Origin of the sequence: Acinetobacter sp. BD54 (genome assembly GCF_044778325.1) — a bacterium.
GTDB classification, from domain to species: Bacteria; Pseudomonadota; Gammaproteobacteria; order Pseudomonadales; family Moraxellaceae; genus Acinetobacter; species Acinetobacter baumannii.
On sequence record NZ_JANJEP010000009.1, the window covers coordinates 117,663 to 131,728 of the forward strand.

Sequence of the window (14,066 nt, forward strand, 5' to 3'; positions counted from 1 at the left end):
AGTTAAGCAGAGCTACAAAATTTTATAATTTAAGTTCCTGAATTAACTGTTTAAAATCATTTCCTAACTTAGGGTGTTCAACCCCATAGTGTAGTACAGCTTTTAAATAGCCAAGCTTACTACCACAGTCAAAGGTTTGCCCCTGCATACGATAAGCTTCAACAGTATCTGTGTCTTGAAGCATTGCAATCGCATCAGTTAACTGAATTTCATTACCTGCACCTTTCGGTGTGCTCTCAAGTAATTGCATAATCTTTGCAGGTAGCACATAGCGGCCAACCACCGATAAGTTTGATGGTGCAGAACCTACTGGGGGTTTTTCAACAATACCCTGCATGGCAATACTTTCGCCTTCATTTGGGCTTTGCTTTACATCCACAATCCCATATTGATCTACTAAATGGTCTGGCACTGCTTCAACCATGATTTGTGCAGCTTGGCTTGAGTTATAGCGAGAAATCATACGAGATAAATCATTTTGTCCAGAGCTATCTTTCACCAATACATCTGGTAATAGCACAGCAAAATCATCTTGTCCCACTACACTTTTCGCACATAAAACAGCATGCCCTAAACCTAAAGGTTGAGGTTGTCTTACACTGATAACACTTACATGCTTGGGCACAATTTGAGTAATCTCTGCAAGCAAGTCAAATTTTTTCTTTTGTTCTAGAGTGGTTTCCAACTCAAAGTTTCGGTCGAAATAATTTTCAATTGATGCTTTCGATGAGTGAGTGACTAAAATAATTTGTTCAATTCCAGCCTCTACCGCCTCGCGTACTACATATTCAATTGCAGGACGATCAACGACCGTTACCATTTCCTTTGGAATAGACTTACTTGCTGGTAGAAAACGTGTACCTAAACCGGCTACTGGTAAAACTGCTTTTTTGATCATAAGAAATATTTCAAGATATAAAATTTACTTTACAGATGAGTCGACATTTTCTTGGACGTTATTCCCTTTAAATAAAGATGGTCCTACATGTCCTGGTGCATTAATACCTTCGCGTCTTAACATTACTTTGACTGTTTTAAACATGATTTTAAAGTCGACCCAAATGTTGTGGTTATCTACATACCATACATCACATTTAAATCGTTCCTCATAATCGAGTTCGTTACGCCCACTTACCTGAGCCAAGCCTGTCATACCTGGGCGAACTTCTAAACGACGTGCTTGTTCCGGTGAATATAAGGCAACAAAGTCTTTTAGCATTGGACGCGGGCCGACTACACTCATGTCACCTTTTAATACATTAATGAGCTGTGGCATTTCATCCAGGCTAGTTGAACGCAATTTTTGACCAAATGGAGTAATACGAGCTTCATCTGGCAATGGATTCCCATTAGCGTCAAAAGCATCTTTCATTGAACGGAACTTAATCATTTTAAATAATTTTCCGTCTTTACCTGGTCTTTCTTGGTAAAAGAATATTGGTGAACCTAAATTTTTACGGACTTTATAAGCAACGATCAGAAATATTGGCGACAGAACAGTTAAAGCTATTAAAGAAATGACTATGTCTACTAAACGCTTCATATTTTCATTCACTCATTTTTTAATATCTTTACGAAGAAAGGTATTATAAATTTTACCTAATAAATTTGCTGGTAGTAGTCTAAACGCAGAACGTACCATAAACAGCATGTTAGCATATAGAGGATTTTGTAACTTTAGTTGTTTTTTTAAATCTAGTAACTGTTTTTCACTTTTAATATATTCGAAACCTTTACGACGTGCATGCATGCCATTACCAACACGAGCATATAAAAGTACATCTGGAAGATTTGCAACTTGGTAGCCATTGCCAATCACACGTAGCCACAAATTGTAGTCTTCCATAAATAAATGATGCTGGTAACCACCTAAACCTAAAATTACATCTCGTTTATAAGCCACGGTCATATGGTTAAATGGACAACGCTTTTGTGCAAATTCTTTAATTTCTTCATGTGTCACTGGCACAGATTTAAGAACATTCGCATCAGAAATGTCTTGATCAAACTCCATCACTTGCCCACTAAATAAAACAACCTCAGGATTCTGCTTTATAAAAGTAAGCTGCTTTTCAAAACGATCTGGAGTACAAATATCATCCGTATCCATACGGAAAACCCATTCATAACTGCACTGTTTCAAACCTTCATTTAATGCTTTTCCTAGCCCAACATTTTGAGGTAGTGCAACTACTTTTAAATAATCTCCAATCTTTAACTGCCACTTTTGTACACATGCGTTAAGCTCATCGCCAACTGGACCATCTAAAACTAATACAATTTCGCTAGGTTTTAAGTTTTGCTTATTCCAAATACTTTCAAAACATTTTTCCAGATATTCAGGCTTTTCTTTATGATATAAAGATAATAATGTAGAAAAATTCATCATAAACAGCCTACTAAATTCTTCCATTCATTTAAAATAGAAGTTGTTGTGAATCTCTGAGCACTTTTTTTCGCGCTTTTTGAATACTCAAGCCGTACCTCTGGCTGATCGATCAATCTTTGAATTGCTTTCGCTAAAGCCTCACTATTCTGGTTTTCAACAAGTAAGCCATTTTCTTCATGGTCAATAACTTCCGATGGACCATGAGGACAATCATAAGAAACTATAGGTAAGCCGAAAGTTTGGGCTTCTATCAATACCATCGGCAATCCCTCAAATCTTGATGACATTACAAAAAAAGCCGCTTTTTTATATATTTCATCAATATTGCTAGCAGCTCCCATTAGCTTTACATTTTTCAATTTCCGCTCAGTAATAATTTTCGTTAAATCATCCAGATTCTCACCCGTTCCATAAATCTTCAGATTCCACTCGGGACTTTTATTGCTGATAATTTCCCAACTTTCTAATAAGGATTCATAATTTTTTTGATATGTTAAACGCCCTACAGCAATAATATCTTTACTATTAGTATTATAGATATGGTTTTCATCTAAATCATAAGGAGAAATATTATTTATTTTTATAATATTTTTATGAAATGAACTATAGGACTTCTTATCTTGTTCGGTCAGTACTACCACCTGATCTATCCTTTTGTATAAGATATTAGAGAATAATCTAACTAGTTTAGGTCTTACACTGAATGCTACATGCTCAAGACTGATTAGCTTTGCATGTCCTCTGCTGAGAAATGTAAGTAACAATGATAATTTCCCCATATTATGGGAAATAATAAAATCAGGTTGTATACTATTTAAAAGTTTTCCACTATCTAAAAAAAAATTAGAATAACTACCCGACACCTTATAAACTTTAACTTTATCATTCAATGGGTAAGCTACTGATGAAAAGTCGGTATCTCGATTAATAATGGAAATATCACAATTCATTTTTTCCACAAACAAATTAGCCAGCACACAGGCAACTCGCTCTGTACCCGATTTATACTTTAATGAGTTTATAAAAAATAATATTTTCACTTTAGCGCCCTCTTTGTTTCAAACTATTAATTTCTACCCAAACTGCTGCCGACAAAACAAATAAAAATGCTGAATATGCGCTAAAAAGAGAAAAACCTCCAACTAAGACTGGCATTAATATATATAGTACTGCCCCTTTTGTTCTAAAATAAAGATATATAAAAAAAGATACAAATAATAAAGAACCCAAAACACCCAATTCAAAAATAAATGTTACTACTATATTATGAGCAAAAATACCAGCATACTTAGAAAAATTTGCTAGACCTATACCAAAAAATTTCAACAAAAATGGTAGGTCTCCATATAAATCTATAGCCTGAGATATAATATAAAATTTAGAATTAAAACTTCCATCTATATCTACAAAGCTGTCACCAGACAAATATATATTAACCATCTTAAAAGACAAATAAGATAAGACTGCCATTATCAAGATAGCAAAATACTTAAAATACCTACCAAATAGCACCACACAAACATAAGATACACAAAAAGCTACTATTGAAGCTCTAGAAATAGTTAAGAACAAAAATAAAATATAGGCACAAAAACTAAAATTACCAATATTATATATTTTATATTTTCGCAAAAAAACAAAAAACATTAAAAAAACACATAAAACTATACCAGTAAAATTAGAGTCATAATACAATACGCTATCCTTATACTTATAAAATGAGATTTCCGAATAATCAGGATTCATTAATCTTGTAATTAACTCTAAGAGCATGAAGATCATTAGAGCTCTATTTATTAAAAAATAAACCCGCTTTCTCTGTTCAAGATTTGTTCGTAAACCAACCTCATAAAACAGCGTCCCTAGCAAAATAGAATATCCAAAAAGGATACTTGACACATAAAGAGGAGAAATTTCTTTGTAATAAAAATCCTGAAAATAAAAACCTAAAATAAAATTAAATGAAATGAGAGTAAAAAATAAAAAACTATATAAAGTCAGTTTATTCACTGCACTAAATTTAATAAATGGAATTGTCAAAAAAACACATAAGACACCAAGTATATAAACTGGATTAATTACTAAATCATTTATACTAAAAAAAGCTAAAAATAATAAAAGAAAATAAAGAGATCCAGTATTAATCATAGTTTAAACTCAACTTCTAAATTAGGAATTCCTTTCTTACTAAAAATATCATATAATCTACGATACCTAATCAAAAGATCACTATCCCCTAAAGTAAAAACTTTAACTCGCTTATAATCTGCAACATTTAATGCTGCACTACTTAAAAAAGTGTAAATACTAACTTCTAAATTAGAGTTTTCCTTTAATAGATCAAGAATATAATCCTCAAATATAAAGTGAGTTTTTATGTATTCATACCCATTATAAACAACACTTTCTCTAGGATGTGGAAAATAGTACTTTATATTATATAAATTTAAAATTTCATTAAGCTGACTAAAATCAAAATCCTCCCCCATAAATTCCTTATAAGGTTGACCTAAAAAAATAGAAATCTTATTTGTAGTACCATTATTAGTAATTTCAGAATCATTAAATGAAATCAATTTAAGCTTATTTGCCTCAACTATATTTTCAAGATCTTTGTAAATTGTGTAATGAGAGATTATTCTATCTTTAATATAATTAATTATATTATTGTCTTCATCAAAATAGACTCCATCTTTATAAACGTTCCCAATCCCATCATCAAACGTGATAATCTTTTTTAAATTAAAAAAACGCAATAAAATATAAATATGCTTATCATTAATCGTAGAAAGATAAACAGTATCAAATTTTGATGAAACAAAATAAAGTTTAATTAAAAAACAAATATAAAAATAAAGTTTCAAAAAACCATTGCTTTTGCAAACATTATACTTATAGGCGGCACTAACCTTTTCTGACAACAAGTTAAAATAATAATTATTTTTCTCATTTTCACTATGTTCTATAAAAAGCAAAGTATATTTACCAGCATCTCTGCTAATTATTTTTTCAGCTAGAAACATTTGAAAAGGAGTTAAGCAAACTATAAGTTTATTATTTTCTAGCATAATTAATCAAAACCCATAACAACATCACACAAACAACATTACTTAAAAGTAATGCATAAGGTATTAATGAAAGAGAAAGGTTTATTAAACCTATTAAGCTCACTAAATAAATCAAGGCGGAGAAAAATGTAACTTTTGAAATTAACAAATTTTTGCCATAATAAAAAAAATAATTTACCACTATGAGATAAGGAAGATTTGCTCCAAAGCCCAGTAAATACATCACAACATAATACTTTGTACCCACATAACTTTGCCCTAAAAACCACAGATACACTTGTTCAGGTAAAAGCCAACCGACTACTGCAGGTAGTATACTTAAAGACAAGCTGTACAATGTGTATTTTTTTATCTTTGCTATGGTTAACGAGTTATCTTTAAGCCCTTGATAATAATACGGTACAATTGCTTTATTGAGTGCCATAAGCACAATCGGTAATACAGCTGCTATTTGTACACCTGCTGAGTACACACCTAGTTCTGCTTTCGAGTATTGTTGGTAAATAAAAATACGATCTAGTTGTCCTTTAACAAAGAAACTAGATTGATGCAAAATGAGTGGCAGCCCAAATGAAAAAATATAAAATAGACCAAGACGTAATCTGTGCCATGTAAAGCGGTAGCTATCTTTAAACAGATCCCCCAAAACTAAACTTGCAATCAAGAATGTAGTCAAGTTTGCTATAACAATTGCCAATATTCGATAGGCTACTAGCTCTTGGCTAAAGTATTCAAGTGCAGCAACCGTAAATAGTACATTAGTTAAAGATAATATAATTTGAATGATAATATATTTAAGTGGCTGCTTCTGGCACTGTCGCAATGCAAGTTGGACATTAACAAAAGACTGAAACATAGTAGCTAGTACAACATAGGCCATAATTTCAGCTTTAAACCACCAACAGCCAAGCAATAATAAAGTAGAAATAGCAATATTAAATAAATATCCCGCCTTAACCACAGTATTTAACGCTTTTTTTCCATAAAAATAGAAGTATCGCGTAACTGCTCCATCTTGGCTTAAACCAACAAAGATACCAAATAACGATAGCATGGTTAAATAGTAAGACAACTCACCAAAGCCATCTGGTCCAAGCTTTCTTGTTAGGTAAGGCAACATCAGAAAAGGGAGACTTTTTGCAAAAAGCTCCCCAATCAAATAAATAAAGCTATCTTTTAATACCCGCATTTAGCCAATAACATCCATCGTTACTGGTGTGTTTAAACTAATATTCTGCGTTACTTTTTTCCCTAGAATCTCATCATAAAATTTAGGTGGTAAACCGAACCCTGGACGGACACTACGGATACTTGATTCGTCAATCACATCACCTGCTTTTAAGTCTTTTACAAAGTAAAGTGAACGTCTAAATTTAACATTACCTTGTTCACTTGATTTTCTACCGTAGTCTACACGACCAAGTGCCTGCCATGCAGTTTTTGCAGATTGACACAAGTGTTGTAATTCTATGGGTTCCAAAGAGAAACTATCGTCTGGTCCGCCACCATTGCGGTCGAGTGTAAAATGCTTTTCAATAACACATGCACCTAATGTAACCGCTGCAATTGCTGTTGTATTATCTAAGGTATGATCAGATAATCCTACTTGAACATTAAAAGATTTTGCCATATCAACCATGGTTAGCAAATTATAATCTTCCGCTGGAGCAGGGTAACCACTTACACAATGCAAAACTACAAGCTCTTTGCAACCACCATCATAAGCAGCTTGAATTGCTTCCCCAATTTCTTCTTTGTCCGCCATACCTGTTGAAATAATCATTGGTTTGCCGGTTGAAGCTACATATTTAATTAATGGCAAATCGACCGCTTCAAAAGAGGCAATTTTATATGCTGGCGCATTAAGGTCTTCGAGTAAATCAACTGCAGTCCGATCAAATGGTGAGCTAAAAATCGTAATATCTAAAGCGCGCGCGTGGTCAAAAAGCGGTTTATGCCACTCCCATGGCATTTGTGCTTTTTGATAGAGCTCATATAGAGACTGCCCATCCCATAAACCACCACGAATCATAAATTCTTCGTTTTGGCTGTTTAATGTAATAGTATCCGCACTGTAAGTTTGTAACTTAACAGCATCTGCACCACAGCGCTTAGCTTCTTCAATAATTTTAAGTGCAGTTTCCAAATGCCCATTATGGTTTGCAGAAAGCTCAGCTATCACATAAGGTGGATACTGTATACCAATATTTCTATGATTTATTTGCATTTACTTCACCTATCTTATGGATAATACTAGCTTAATAAAAACTCGGATTCGCCTTGAGCTATAAGTTTTTCTTCCTGATAAACGCCATACTCAATAATGACATAACGTCCTATTTGTGTTTTTAACTTCGCCTTTCCGGTAAGCTCTACATTTGGATAAATCGGAGCTTTAAAATCAAGGTTTTGTCCTAAATAAATTGCATTTCTACTTGGATAGTCCATAGCTGCAACTTTTGATATCTCAGCAACAAGTAAAGCGCCATGGGCGATTCTATTTTCAAAACCCAGTGAAATCGCAGCCTCTTTATCCAAATGAACAGGATTTTTATCGCCAGACAAGGTAGCAAACTGATCAATTTTTTCCTCTGGAATAGAAAAACTCCATACATAGCTTTTTTCTATTGGGCTATAAGCTTGCGACTGTATTTTTTGATAATCTTTTTTGAACAGAGCTAACTGATAGATATCATAAAATTTACCGTCTCTATAGTAATCCTGCTTCTTAATGCCTTCCATTTTAAAACCAAATTTGCGATGGAAATTAACAACAGCAAAATTAAACTCTAAAACTTCACAACATAATTTATTTAAATCTAATTCATTAAAAGCATACTCTAATGCCAGTTGCTCCATCTCAGAACCAATACCTCGTACCGTGGTATCTCCAGAGTAAAAAGCCCAAGATGCTTTCTTATTTTTGAAATCGATATCATTGAAGGAGAGCACACCTAATGGTGTATTATTTTGTTCATAAATAAAATAACGACAAGTATCATTTACCAAAATAGAATTAAACCACTTCAGATGAGCATCTAATTCAATAATATCATGGTTATACATATTCATACGGACAGAATCTTGATTACGCCATGTTAAAATCATTTCTGCGTCTTTCAGTTGGACTGGTCTTATTTTTCCTTTAAACATTACTTAACTCCAAGATTTTTTCACATGTTCTGACAACACCAAGTCCATCAACAAGTTCCATTATTTTGATTCTTCTTTGACGGTAAGAAACACTGGTGAAATCTAATTTACTTAAAAATTCGAATAATCGATCTTCTGTTAAATCGTTACAATCGCCTAAATTATCAATTAAATCTTCCTCAGCCAAATAACTTAATAAGATACGCTGGTTATCTGCTACCTGTACTAACGCTGCATTTAACCCTAAACAAAAACGCTCCCAAACCGTTGAACCACAAGCCCCTATAGCAAAGCTTGAACTATTCATTAATTCAGCCATATTTGATGATGATTGCATAATTTTGATATTTGATTTATCAGTAACTAAACTCTCTAAATACTGAAATTGCTCTTTCTCCAACATTCCCGTAATTAAAATATAATCATACTTATCCACACGTTTAATTACAGATATAACTTTTTGCAAAAGTGTAAAATTACCTACACCACCAAAGTTAATCAAAATCTTATTACTATTAATTTGTTCTTGATTTCTCAATGATCTAAACAGACTAAACTCTTTCTTAAGAAGGCAGTATTCCGGCCCCAACAACTTAATAGTTGTTAATGGCGTTGTAAGATCATAGCGCTGCTTATAATATGGGAAAAAGTTTTGATCTAATAGAATTTCACATTCATGTTCACGAGCTAAATCGTCTATAACAATTAACTTCGAAACATGCTTCCGAATAATCCGTTCCCAATTAACATTTAATGCATAATGATCAACGATACAGATATCTATCGTTTTCTCTTTTATTTTTTCAATAAAGTCTTCACTGTCTTGTTCTATACTTATGCCTAACCAGTCTTTTTCCGACTTTGGCAAACTGCCAATTGTTGTTTGGCCTATAATTTCAAGTTGGAAGCCTGCATTCAATACTAAATTATAAAAAGCTTGCCCATAGTCTCTACAATAGAAAATACATTGATGCCCCTTTGCCTTTAAATAATTAGCAAGAGTTAAACAGCGCTGTAGGTGACCAGTTCCAATATGTTTAGCAGCATCAACTCTAAAGCCTATCCGCATTATCATAATTTCAAAGCCCCAAATAACATCTCTGCTAATTGCCAATCCTCTAGGGTATCAATATCCTGCACACGTGTTCTAGGGAGCTCGACAATTCGAGACTTACTTGAGAAAACTGGATATTTTTCCTGCCATGCCTGTGCCGTTCCCCAGTAGAACTGCCCCGCGTCATGCCACGCTTCTTCTAAATCCTGAGAACGCTTATTAAAGTTTGCTGGTTGGAACATCTCAACATTACCCTCCTTATTCAATTTAATAGCTCTTTGAATCGGGAAAGCAAAAGTCGTTGCACTAAAAGCATAATCTAGCGGGTGAGATTGTAATAGCTGTAACCCAGTTTTCAGATCATCAACCTGTACAAACGGTGCTGTCGCATATAAACAGCAAACAAAGTCTGGCGATTGACCCCGTAATTGTGCAAAAGCTTGTATCGCATGCTGCATGACATCTGCTGTAGTTGCATAATCATCAGACAAATGAGCTGGTCGCAGGAATGGAACTTTCGCTCCAAACTTAACTGCAATATCTGCAATTTCTTGATCATCAGTCGAGACCCAGACCTCATCAAAACATTCACTTTTCAGTGCTGCTTCTATAGACCATGCAATCATGGGCTTACCGTAGAAGTCTTTAATGTTTTTACGAGGAATTCTTTTGCTTCCACCTCGCGCAGGAATAACCGCCAGTTGCATTATTATACCAACACCTCTTTTAGTGTCTGGTAAATGTACTGAATTTGCTCATCAGTCAAATCAGGGAACATTGGTAAGCTAATAGCTGCTTCATAATAAGCTTCTGCTTCAGGGAAATCGCCTTGTTTGAAGCCTAATTGTTGATAATAAGGTTGGGTATGCACTGGAATATAATGCACATTTACTCCAATACCCTTTTCTCTCAATATTTCAAAAATTTCTTTACGCCCTTTACTCAATTCATCTAGCTTTAAACGAATGACATATAAGTGCAAACCAGAATATGTTTCCGGTAATTGGTATGGAGTAATTAATGGTAAATCTTTTAAAAGCTCATTATATTTTTTAGCAATCTCATGTCGTTTAGCTACAAATGTTTCTAAGCGAGTCAACTGTGTAACCCCTAATGCAGCTTGTAACTCGGTCATGCGATAGTTATAACCTAACTCAACCTGTTGGTAGTACCAAGGGCCTTCAGATGGTTTGGTCATAAATTCCGGGTTTCTTGTAACACCATGGCTACGCAATAAATCGATTTTCTTAGCTAAATCTTCATTATTGGTAAGCGCCATTCCACCTTCAGCTGTTGTAATAATTTTGACTGGATGAAAACTAAAAATTGTAATATCAGAATACTGGTTAGAACCAATATAACTTTCTTTATATTTACCCCCAATTGCATGGGAGGCATCTTCAATAACACTAAAGCCATATTCTTTCGAAAGTGCATGGATTTTTTCCATATCGCATGGCTGACCACATAAATGCACAGGCACTACAATTTTTGGTAATTTATTATTTTGCTTTGCAATTTCTAATTTGGCTTTTAGAGCATTAACCGAAAGATTATAGGTATTTGGGTCAATATCGACGAAATCAACATCTGCTTCACAGTACAATGCACAATTAGCCGATGCAACAAAAGTAATCGGAGATGTCCAAAGGACATCTCCTTTTTTCAATCCCAATGCCAAACAAGCTACATGTAAAGCTGATGTTGCACTATTCATAGCAAAGGCATATTTTGCCCCAACCAATTCTGCTACTGATTTTTCAAATAAAGGAACTTGAGGACCTTGTGTTAAAAAGTCAGATTGGAGAACTTGAACCACTGCATCAACATCAGCCTGATTTATATTTTGTTTGCCATATGGGATAAACATGTTAGATATTTCCTACTTTCTCAGCGTTTTCAATTAACCATTTTTGTAAATCTTCTGGACTCATCCATTCAGTATTATTATCACTAGAATAGTGGAAACCTTCTGGAACTCGTTTACCGTCTTTAATACGTTCTTGTGTTTCCGCCCAATCATTAATTACAGGCAAGATTTTATAATGTTCTGGGTATTCATAAGTATAATAAGCGTCTTCGACACTGATCATTTGCTCATGTAATTTTTCGCCTGGACGAATACCTACAACTTCTTGTTTAGCTTCAGGAGCAACCACTGCAGCAAGATCGGTGACTTTCATTGATGGAATTTTTTTCACATAAATTTCACCACCAACCATATCTTCAAATGCATGCCAAACAAGCTCTACACCTTGTTCTAACGAGATCATAAAGCGAGTCATACGGTCATCTGTAATTGGCAGCACGCCTTTATCTTTAATTGACATAAAGAAAGGAATAACTGACCCACGAGATCCCATTACATTACCGTAACGCACAACAGAGAATTTTGTACCATGTTCACCAGAGTATGCATTACCAGCAACAAATAATTTGTCAGATGCAAGTTTTGTTGCACCATACAAATTAATTGGACTACTTGCTTTATCAGTTGAAAGAGCAACAACACCTTTTACTTTTTTATCAATACATGCATCAATCAGGTTCATTGCACCATTAATATTAGTCTTGATACATTCAAAAGGGTTGTATTCAGCAGTTGGTACAATTTTTGTTGCAGCAGCATGTACAACATAATCAACCCCATCTAAAGCGCGATATAAACGTTCTTTATCACGCACATCACCAATGAAAAACCGAACACGTTTATCATCTTTAAATTTCTTCGCCATTTCCCATTGTTTCATTTCATCGCGAGAAAAAATAATTATTTTTTTAGGATTATATTTTTCCAATGTCATTGGAACAAATGTATTACCAAAAGAACCTGTTCCACCAGTTACTAATATTGTTGAGCCTTGTAACATCTCTTCCTCATTTTTAAACAAATTAAAATTATTAGCCTAAATAATATCAAAGTCTGATATCGGTCTCTGATTTATCTAAAACATACTTCAAATCATAAAGTACATGCTTTTCTTTACCTAATGCATGAAACTCATGTGCACTCATTGATCTAAACTGATTATGGGCAACGGCAATAACGATCGCATCATACAAGCCTTGTTGTAATTCTTTAATTGGCGCTAAACCATATTCGTGTTGTACTTCTGTATCATCTACCCACGGGTCATAGATATCTAAATCTAAATCGTATTCTTTCAACGCTTTAATAAAATCGACAATTTTTGTATTACGAATATCAGGACAATTTTCTTTAAAACTAAGTCCCATAACTAAAATACGAGCACCAACAACTTGTATTCGCTGTTTCACCATTTCTTTAATGAGCTGAGTTGCTACATGCTCACCCATACGATCATTTAAACGGCGAGCTGCTAAAATAATTTCAGGATGCAAGCCGATAGACTGGGCTTTATGAGTAAGATAATAGGGATCTACACCTATACAATGTCCTCCAACCAATCCAGGTCGGAATGGTAGAAAGTTCCATTTCGTGCCAGCAGCCTTGAGTACATCTTCGGTATCAATATCTAATTTATTAAAAATAAGAGCCAATTCATTAATCAGAGCAATATTGACATCACGTTGTGTGTTTTCGATTACTTTAGCTGCTTCTGCTACTTTTATATTCGGGGCCTTATGAGTGCCCGCCTCAATAATTAAATTATAAACTTCATCAATATAATCAGCTACCTCAGGTGTGGAGCCCGATGTGATTTTTAAAATATTAGTTACACGGTGCTGCTTATCACCGGGGTTAATGCGCTCTGGACTATAACCTGCAAAGAAATCTTGATTAAACTTGAGTCCAGATACTTTTTCCAAAACCGGAATACATACTTCTTCTGTTGCGCCTGGATATACGGTGGACTCATATACCACTACATCACCTTTTTTTAAAACCTGCCCAATACTCGTCGAGGCTTTAATTAAAGGAGTTAAATCAGGCTGCTTAAAGTCATCAATTGGTGTAGGCACTGTGACTATGAAAAAATTAGAGTCCTTTAAATCATCTAAATGAGCAGTATAGTTGAGGTGAACAGCTTGCTTTAATTCTTCAGGTGAAACTTCTAAGGTATGATCTTGACCATTCTTAAGCTCATCTATACGTTTTTGATAAATATCAAAGCCGACAACTGGTACCTTTTTTCCAAACTCAACTGCCAACGGCAAGCCAACATAGCCTAACCCAATAATTGCTATTTTTAATTTGGCAATTTGCATATAAACGAGCCTTTTTCCTTAGAGTTTATATCTAATAAATCATGCTTTTGGCACTAACAGTGCAGCGTACTATATCAGATTTTCATTCAGCGCCGTACGTCAATTGTATAAATGTGTTTACAACGTTTATAAGCTACCTTTTTAATGTAGCCAAAATTATACATTTTTAATATTTCTACACTGTGACCACTGCTTAACAGCCCGTTCCAGA

The 14,066-nt window shown here is 34.2% G+C and carries 14 protein-coding genes; all 14 read right to left on the reverse strand.

What is annotated here, in order from left to right; translation table 11 throughout:
* Positions 1-22: 22 nt before the first annotated feature.
* From galU to tviB, 14 genes are read right to left on the reverse strand one after another with little or no spacing between them, the layout of a single operon-like run.
* The gene (gene galU, locus NQ782_RS14995; RefSeq protein ID WP_000591442.1) at positions 23-898 is read right to left on the reverse strand and encodes a UTP--glucose-1-phosphate uridylyltransferase GalU; all 876 of its coding nucleotides are present in this window, start codon (positions 896-898) and stop codon (positions 23-25) included.
* A gap of 24 nt (positions 899-922) precedes the next feature.
* A complete protein-coding gene (locus NQ782_RS15000) occupies positions 923-1,543 on the reverse strand; it encodes a sugar transferase (protein ID WP_000826954.1) in 621 nt (206 codons plus the stop codon).
* 12 nt (positions 1,544-1,555) lie between these two features.
* Positions 1,556-2,389 carry a glycosyltransferase gene (locus NQ782_RS15005; protein ID WP_025466902.1) on the reverse strand — a complete coding sequence of 278 codons (834 nt, stop codon included), beginning with the start codon at positions 2,387-2,389 and terminating at the stop codon, positions 1,556-1,558.
* Entirely contained in the window at positions 2,386-3,429 is a 1,044-nt protein-coding gene (locus NQ782_RS15010; RefSeq protein WP_000697169.1) for a glycosyltransferase family 4 protein, read from the reverse strand. Before NQ782_RS15010 ends, NQ782_RS15005 begins: the two co-directional genes overlap by 4 nt.
* Before the next feature lies 1 nt (position 3,430).
* Complete coding sequence (locus tag NQ782_RS15015) at positions 3,431-4,537, reverse strand: hypothetical protein (protein ID WP_000610985.1); 1,107 nt, start codon at positions 4,535-4,537, stop codon at positions 3,431-3,433.
* Positions 4,534-5,457 carry a glycosyltransferase family 52 gene (locus NQ782_RS15020; protein ID WP_000892396.1) on the reverse strand — a complete coding sequence of 308 codons (924 nt, stop codon included), beginning with the start codon at positions 5,455-5,457 and terminating at the stop codon, positions 4,534-4,536. Before NQ782_RS15020 ends, NQ782_RS15015 begins: the two co-directional genes overlap by 4 nt.
* Positions 5,444-6,646 carry an oligosaccharide flippase family protein gene (locus tag NQ782_RS15025; RefSeq protein ID WP_001264634.1) on the reverse strand — a complete coding sequence of 401 codons (1,203 nt, stop codon included), beginning with the start codon at positions 6,644-6,646 and terminating at the stop codon, positions 5,444-5,446. Before NQ782_RS15025 ends, NQ782_RS15020 begins: the two co-directional genes overlap by 14 nt.
* Entirely contained in the window at positions 6,647-7,684 is a 1,038-nt protein-coding gene (pseI, locus tag NQ782_RS15030; protein ID WP_001166640.1) for a pseudaminic acid synthase, read from the reverse strand.
* Between the two features lie 26 nt (positions 7,685-7,710).
* A complete protein-coding gene (pseH, locus tag NQ782_RS15035; RefSeq protein ID WP_000472379.1) occupies positions 7,711-8,610 on the reverse strand; it encodes a UDP-4-amino-4,6-dideoxy-N-acetyl-beta-L-altrosamine N-acetyltransferase in 900 nt (299 codons plus the stop codon).
* A complete protein-coding gene (pseG, locus tag NQ782_RS15040; RefSeq protein WP_227502018.1) occupies positions 8,603-9,724 on the reverse strand; it encodes a UDP-2,4-diacetamido-2,4,6-trideoxy-beta-L-altropyranose hydrolase in 1,122 nt (373 codons plus the stop codon). The genes pseH and pseG overlap by 8 nt, the downstream gene beginning before the upstream one ends.
* Positions 9,682-10,371: a pseudaminic acid cytidylyltransferase gene (gene pseF / locus NQ782_RS15045; protein ID WP_001175205.1), complete on the reverse strand. Its 690-nt coding sequence runs from the start codon at positions 10,369-10,371 to the stop codon at positions 9,682-9,684. The genes pseG and pseF overlap by 43 nt, the downstream gene beginning before the upstream one ends.
* Positions 10,372-10,373: 2 nt before the next feature.
* On the reverse strand, positions 10,374-11,534 hold the full coding sequence (pseC, locus tag NQ782_RS15050) for a UDP-4-amino-4,6-dideoxy-N-acetyl-beta-L-altrosamine transaminase (RefSeq protein WP_057093662.1): 1,161 nt from the start codon (positions 11,532-11,534) through the stop codon (positions 10,374-10,376).
* A gap of 1 nt (position 11,535) precedes the next feature.
* Positions 11,536-12,534: a UDP-N-acetylglucosamine 4,6-dehydratase (inverting) gene (gene pseB, locus NQ782_RS15055; RefSeq protein ID WP_031981007.1), complete on the reverse strand. Its 999-nt coding sequence runs from the start codon at positions 12,532-12,534 to the stop codon at positions 11,536-11,538.
* A gap of 46 nt (positions 12,535-12,580) precedes the next feature.
* Positions 12,581-13,855, reverse strand: a complete 1,275-nt coding sequence (gene tviB, locus NQ782_RS15060; RefSeq protein ID WP_057093660.1) for a Vi polysaccharide biosynthesis UDP-N-acetylglucosamine C-6 dehydrogenase TviB — start codon at positions 13,853-13,855, stop codon at positions 12,581-12,583.
* Positions 13,856-14,066: the final 211 nt, after the last annotated feature.

Excerpts from the sequence above, each read along its gene's own strand:
- NQ782_RS15015 (WP_000610985.1), bottom strand. The coding sequence starts at position 4,537 with ATGATTAATACTGGATCTCTTTATTTTCTTTTATTATTTTTAGCTTTT.
- pseI (WP_001166640.1), bottom strand. The coding sequence starts at position 7,684 with ATGCAAATAAATCATAGAAATATTGGTATACAGTATCCACCTTATGTG.
- NQ782_RS15000 (WP_000826954.1), bottom strand. The coding sequence starts at position 1,543 with ATGAAGCGTTTAGTAGACATAGTCATTTCTTTAATAGCTTTAACTGTT.
- pseB (WP_031981007.1), bottom strand. The coding sequence starts at position 12,534 with ATGTTACAAGGCTCAACAATATTAGTAACTGGTGGAACAGGTTCTTTT.
- tviB (WP_057093660.1), bottom strand. The coding sequence starts at position 13,855 with ATGCAAATTGCCAAATTAAAAATAGCAATTATTGGGTTAGGCTATGTT.
- pseF (WP_001175205.1), bottom strand. The coding sequence starts at position 10,371 with ATGCAACTGGCGGTTATTCCTGCGCGAGGTGGAAGCAAAAGAATTCCT.
- pseH (WP_000472379.1), bottom strand. The coding sequence starts at position 8,610 with ATGTTTAAAGGAAAAATAAGACCAGTCCAACTGAAAGACGCAGAAATG.
- galU (WP_000591442.1), bottom strand. The coding sequence starts at position 898 with ATGATCAAAAAAGCAGTTTTACCAGTAGCCGGTTTAGGTACACGTTTT.
- pseC (WP_057093662.1), bottom strand. The coding sequence starts at position 11,534 with ATGTTTATCCCATATGGCAAACAAAATATAAATCAGGCTGATGTTGAT.
- NQ782_RS15005 (WP_025466902.1), bottom strand. The coding sequence starts at position 2,389 with ATGATGAATTTTTCTACATTATTATCTTTATATCATAAAGAAAAGCCT.
- NQ782_RS15020 (WP_000892396.1), bottom strand. The coding sequence starts at position 5,457 with ATGCTAGAAAATAATAAACTTATAGTTTGCTTAACTCCTTTTCAAATG.
- NQ782_RS15025 (WP_001264634.1), bottom strand. The coding sequence starts at position 6,646 with ATGCGGGTATTAAAAGATAGCTTTATTTATTTGATTGGGGAGCTTTTT.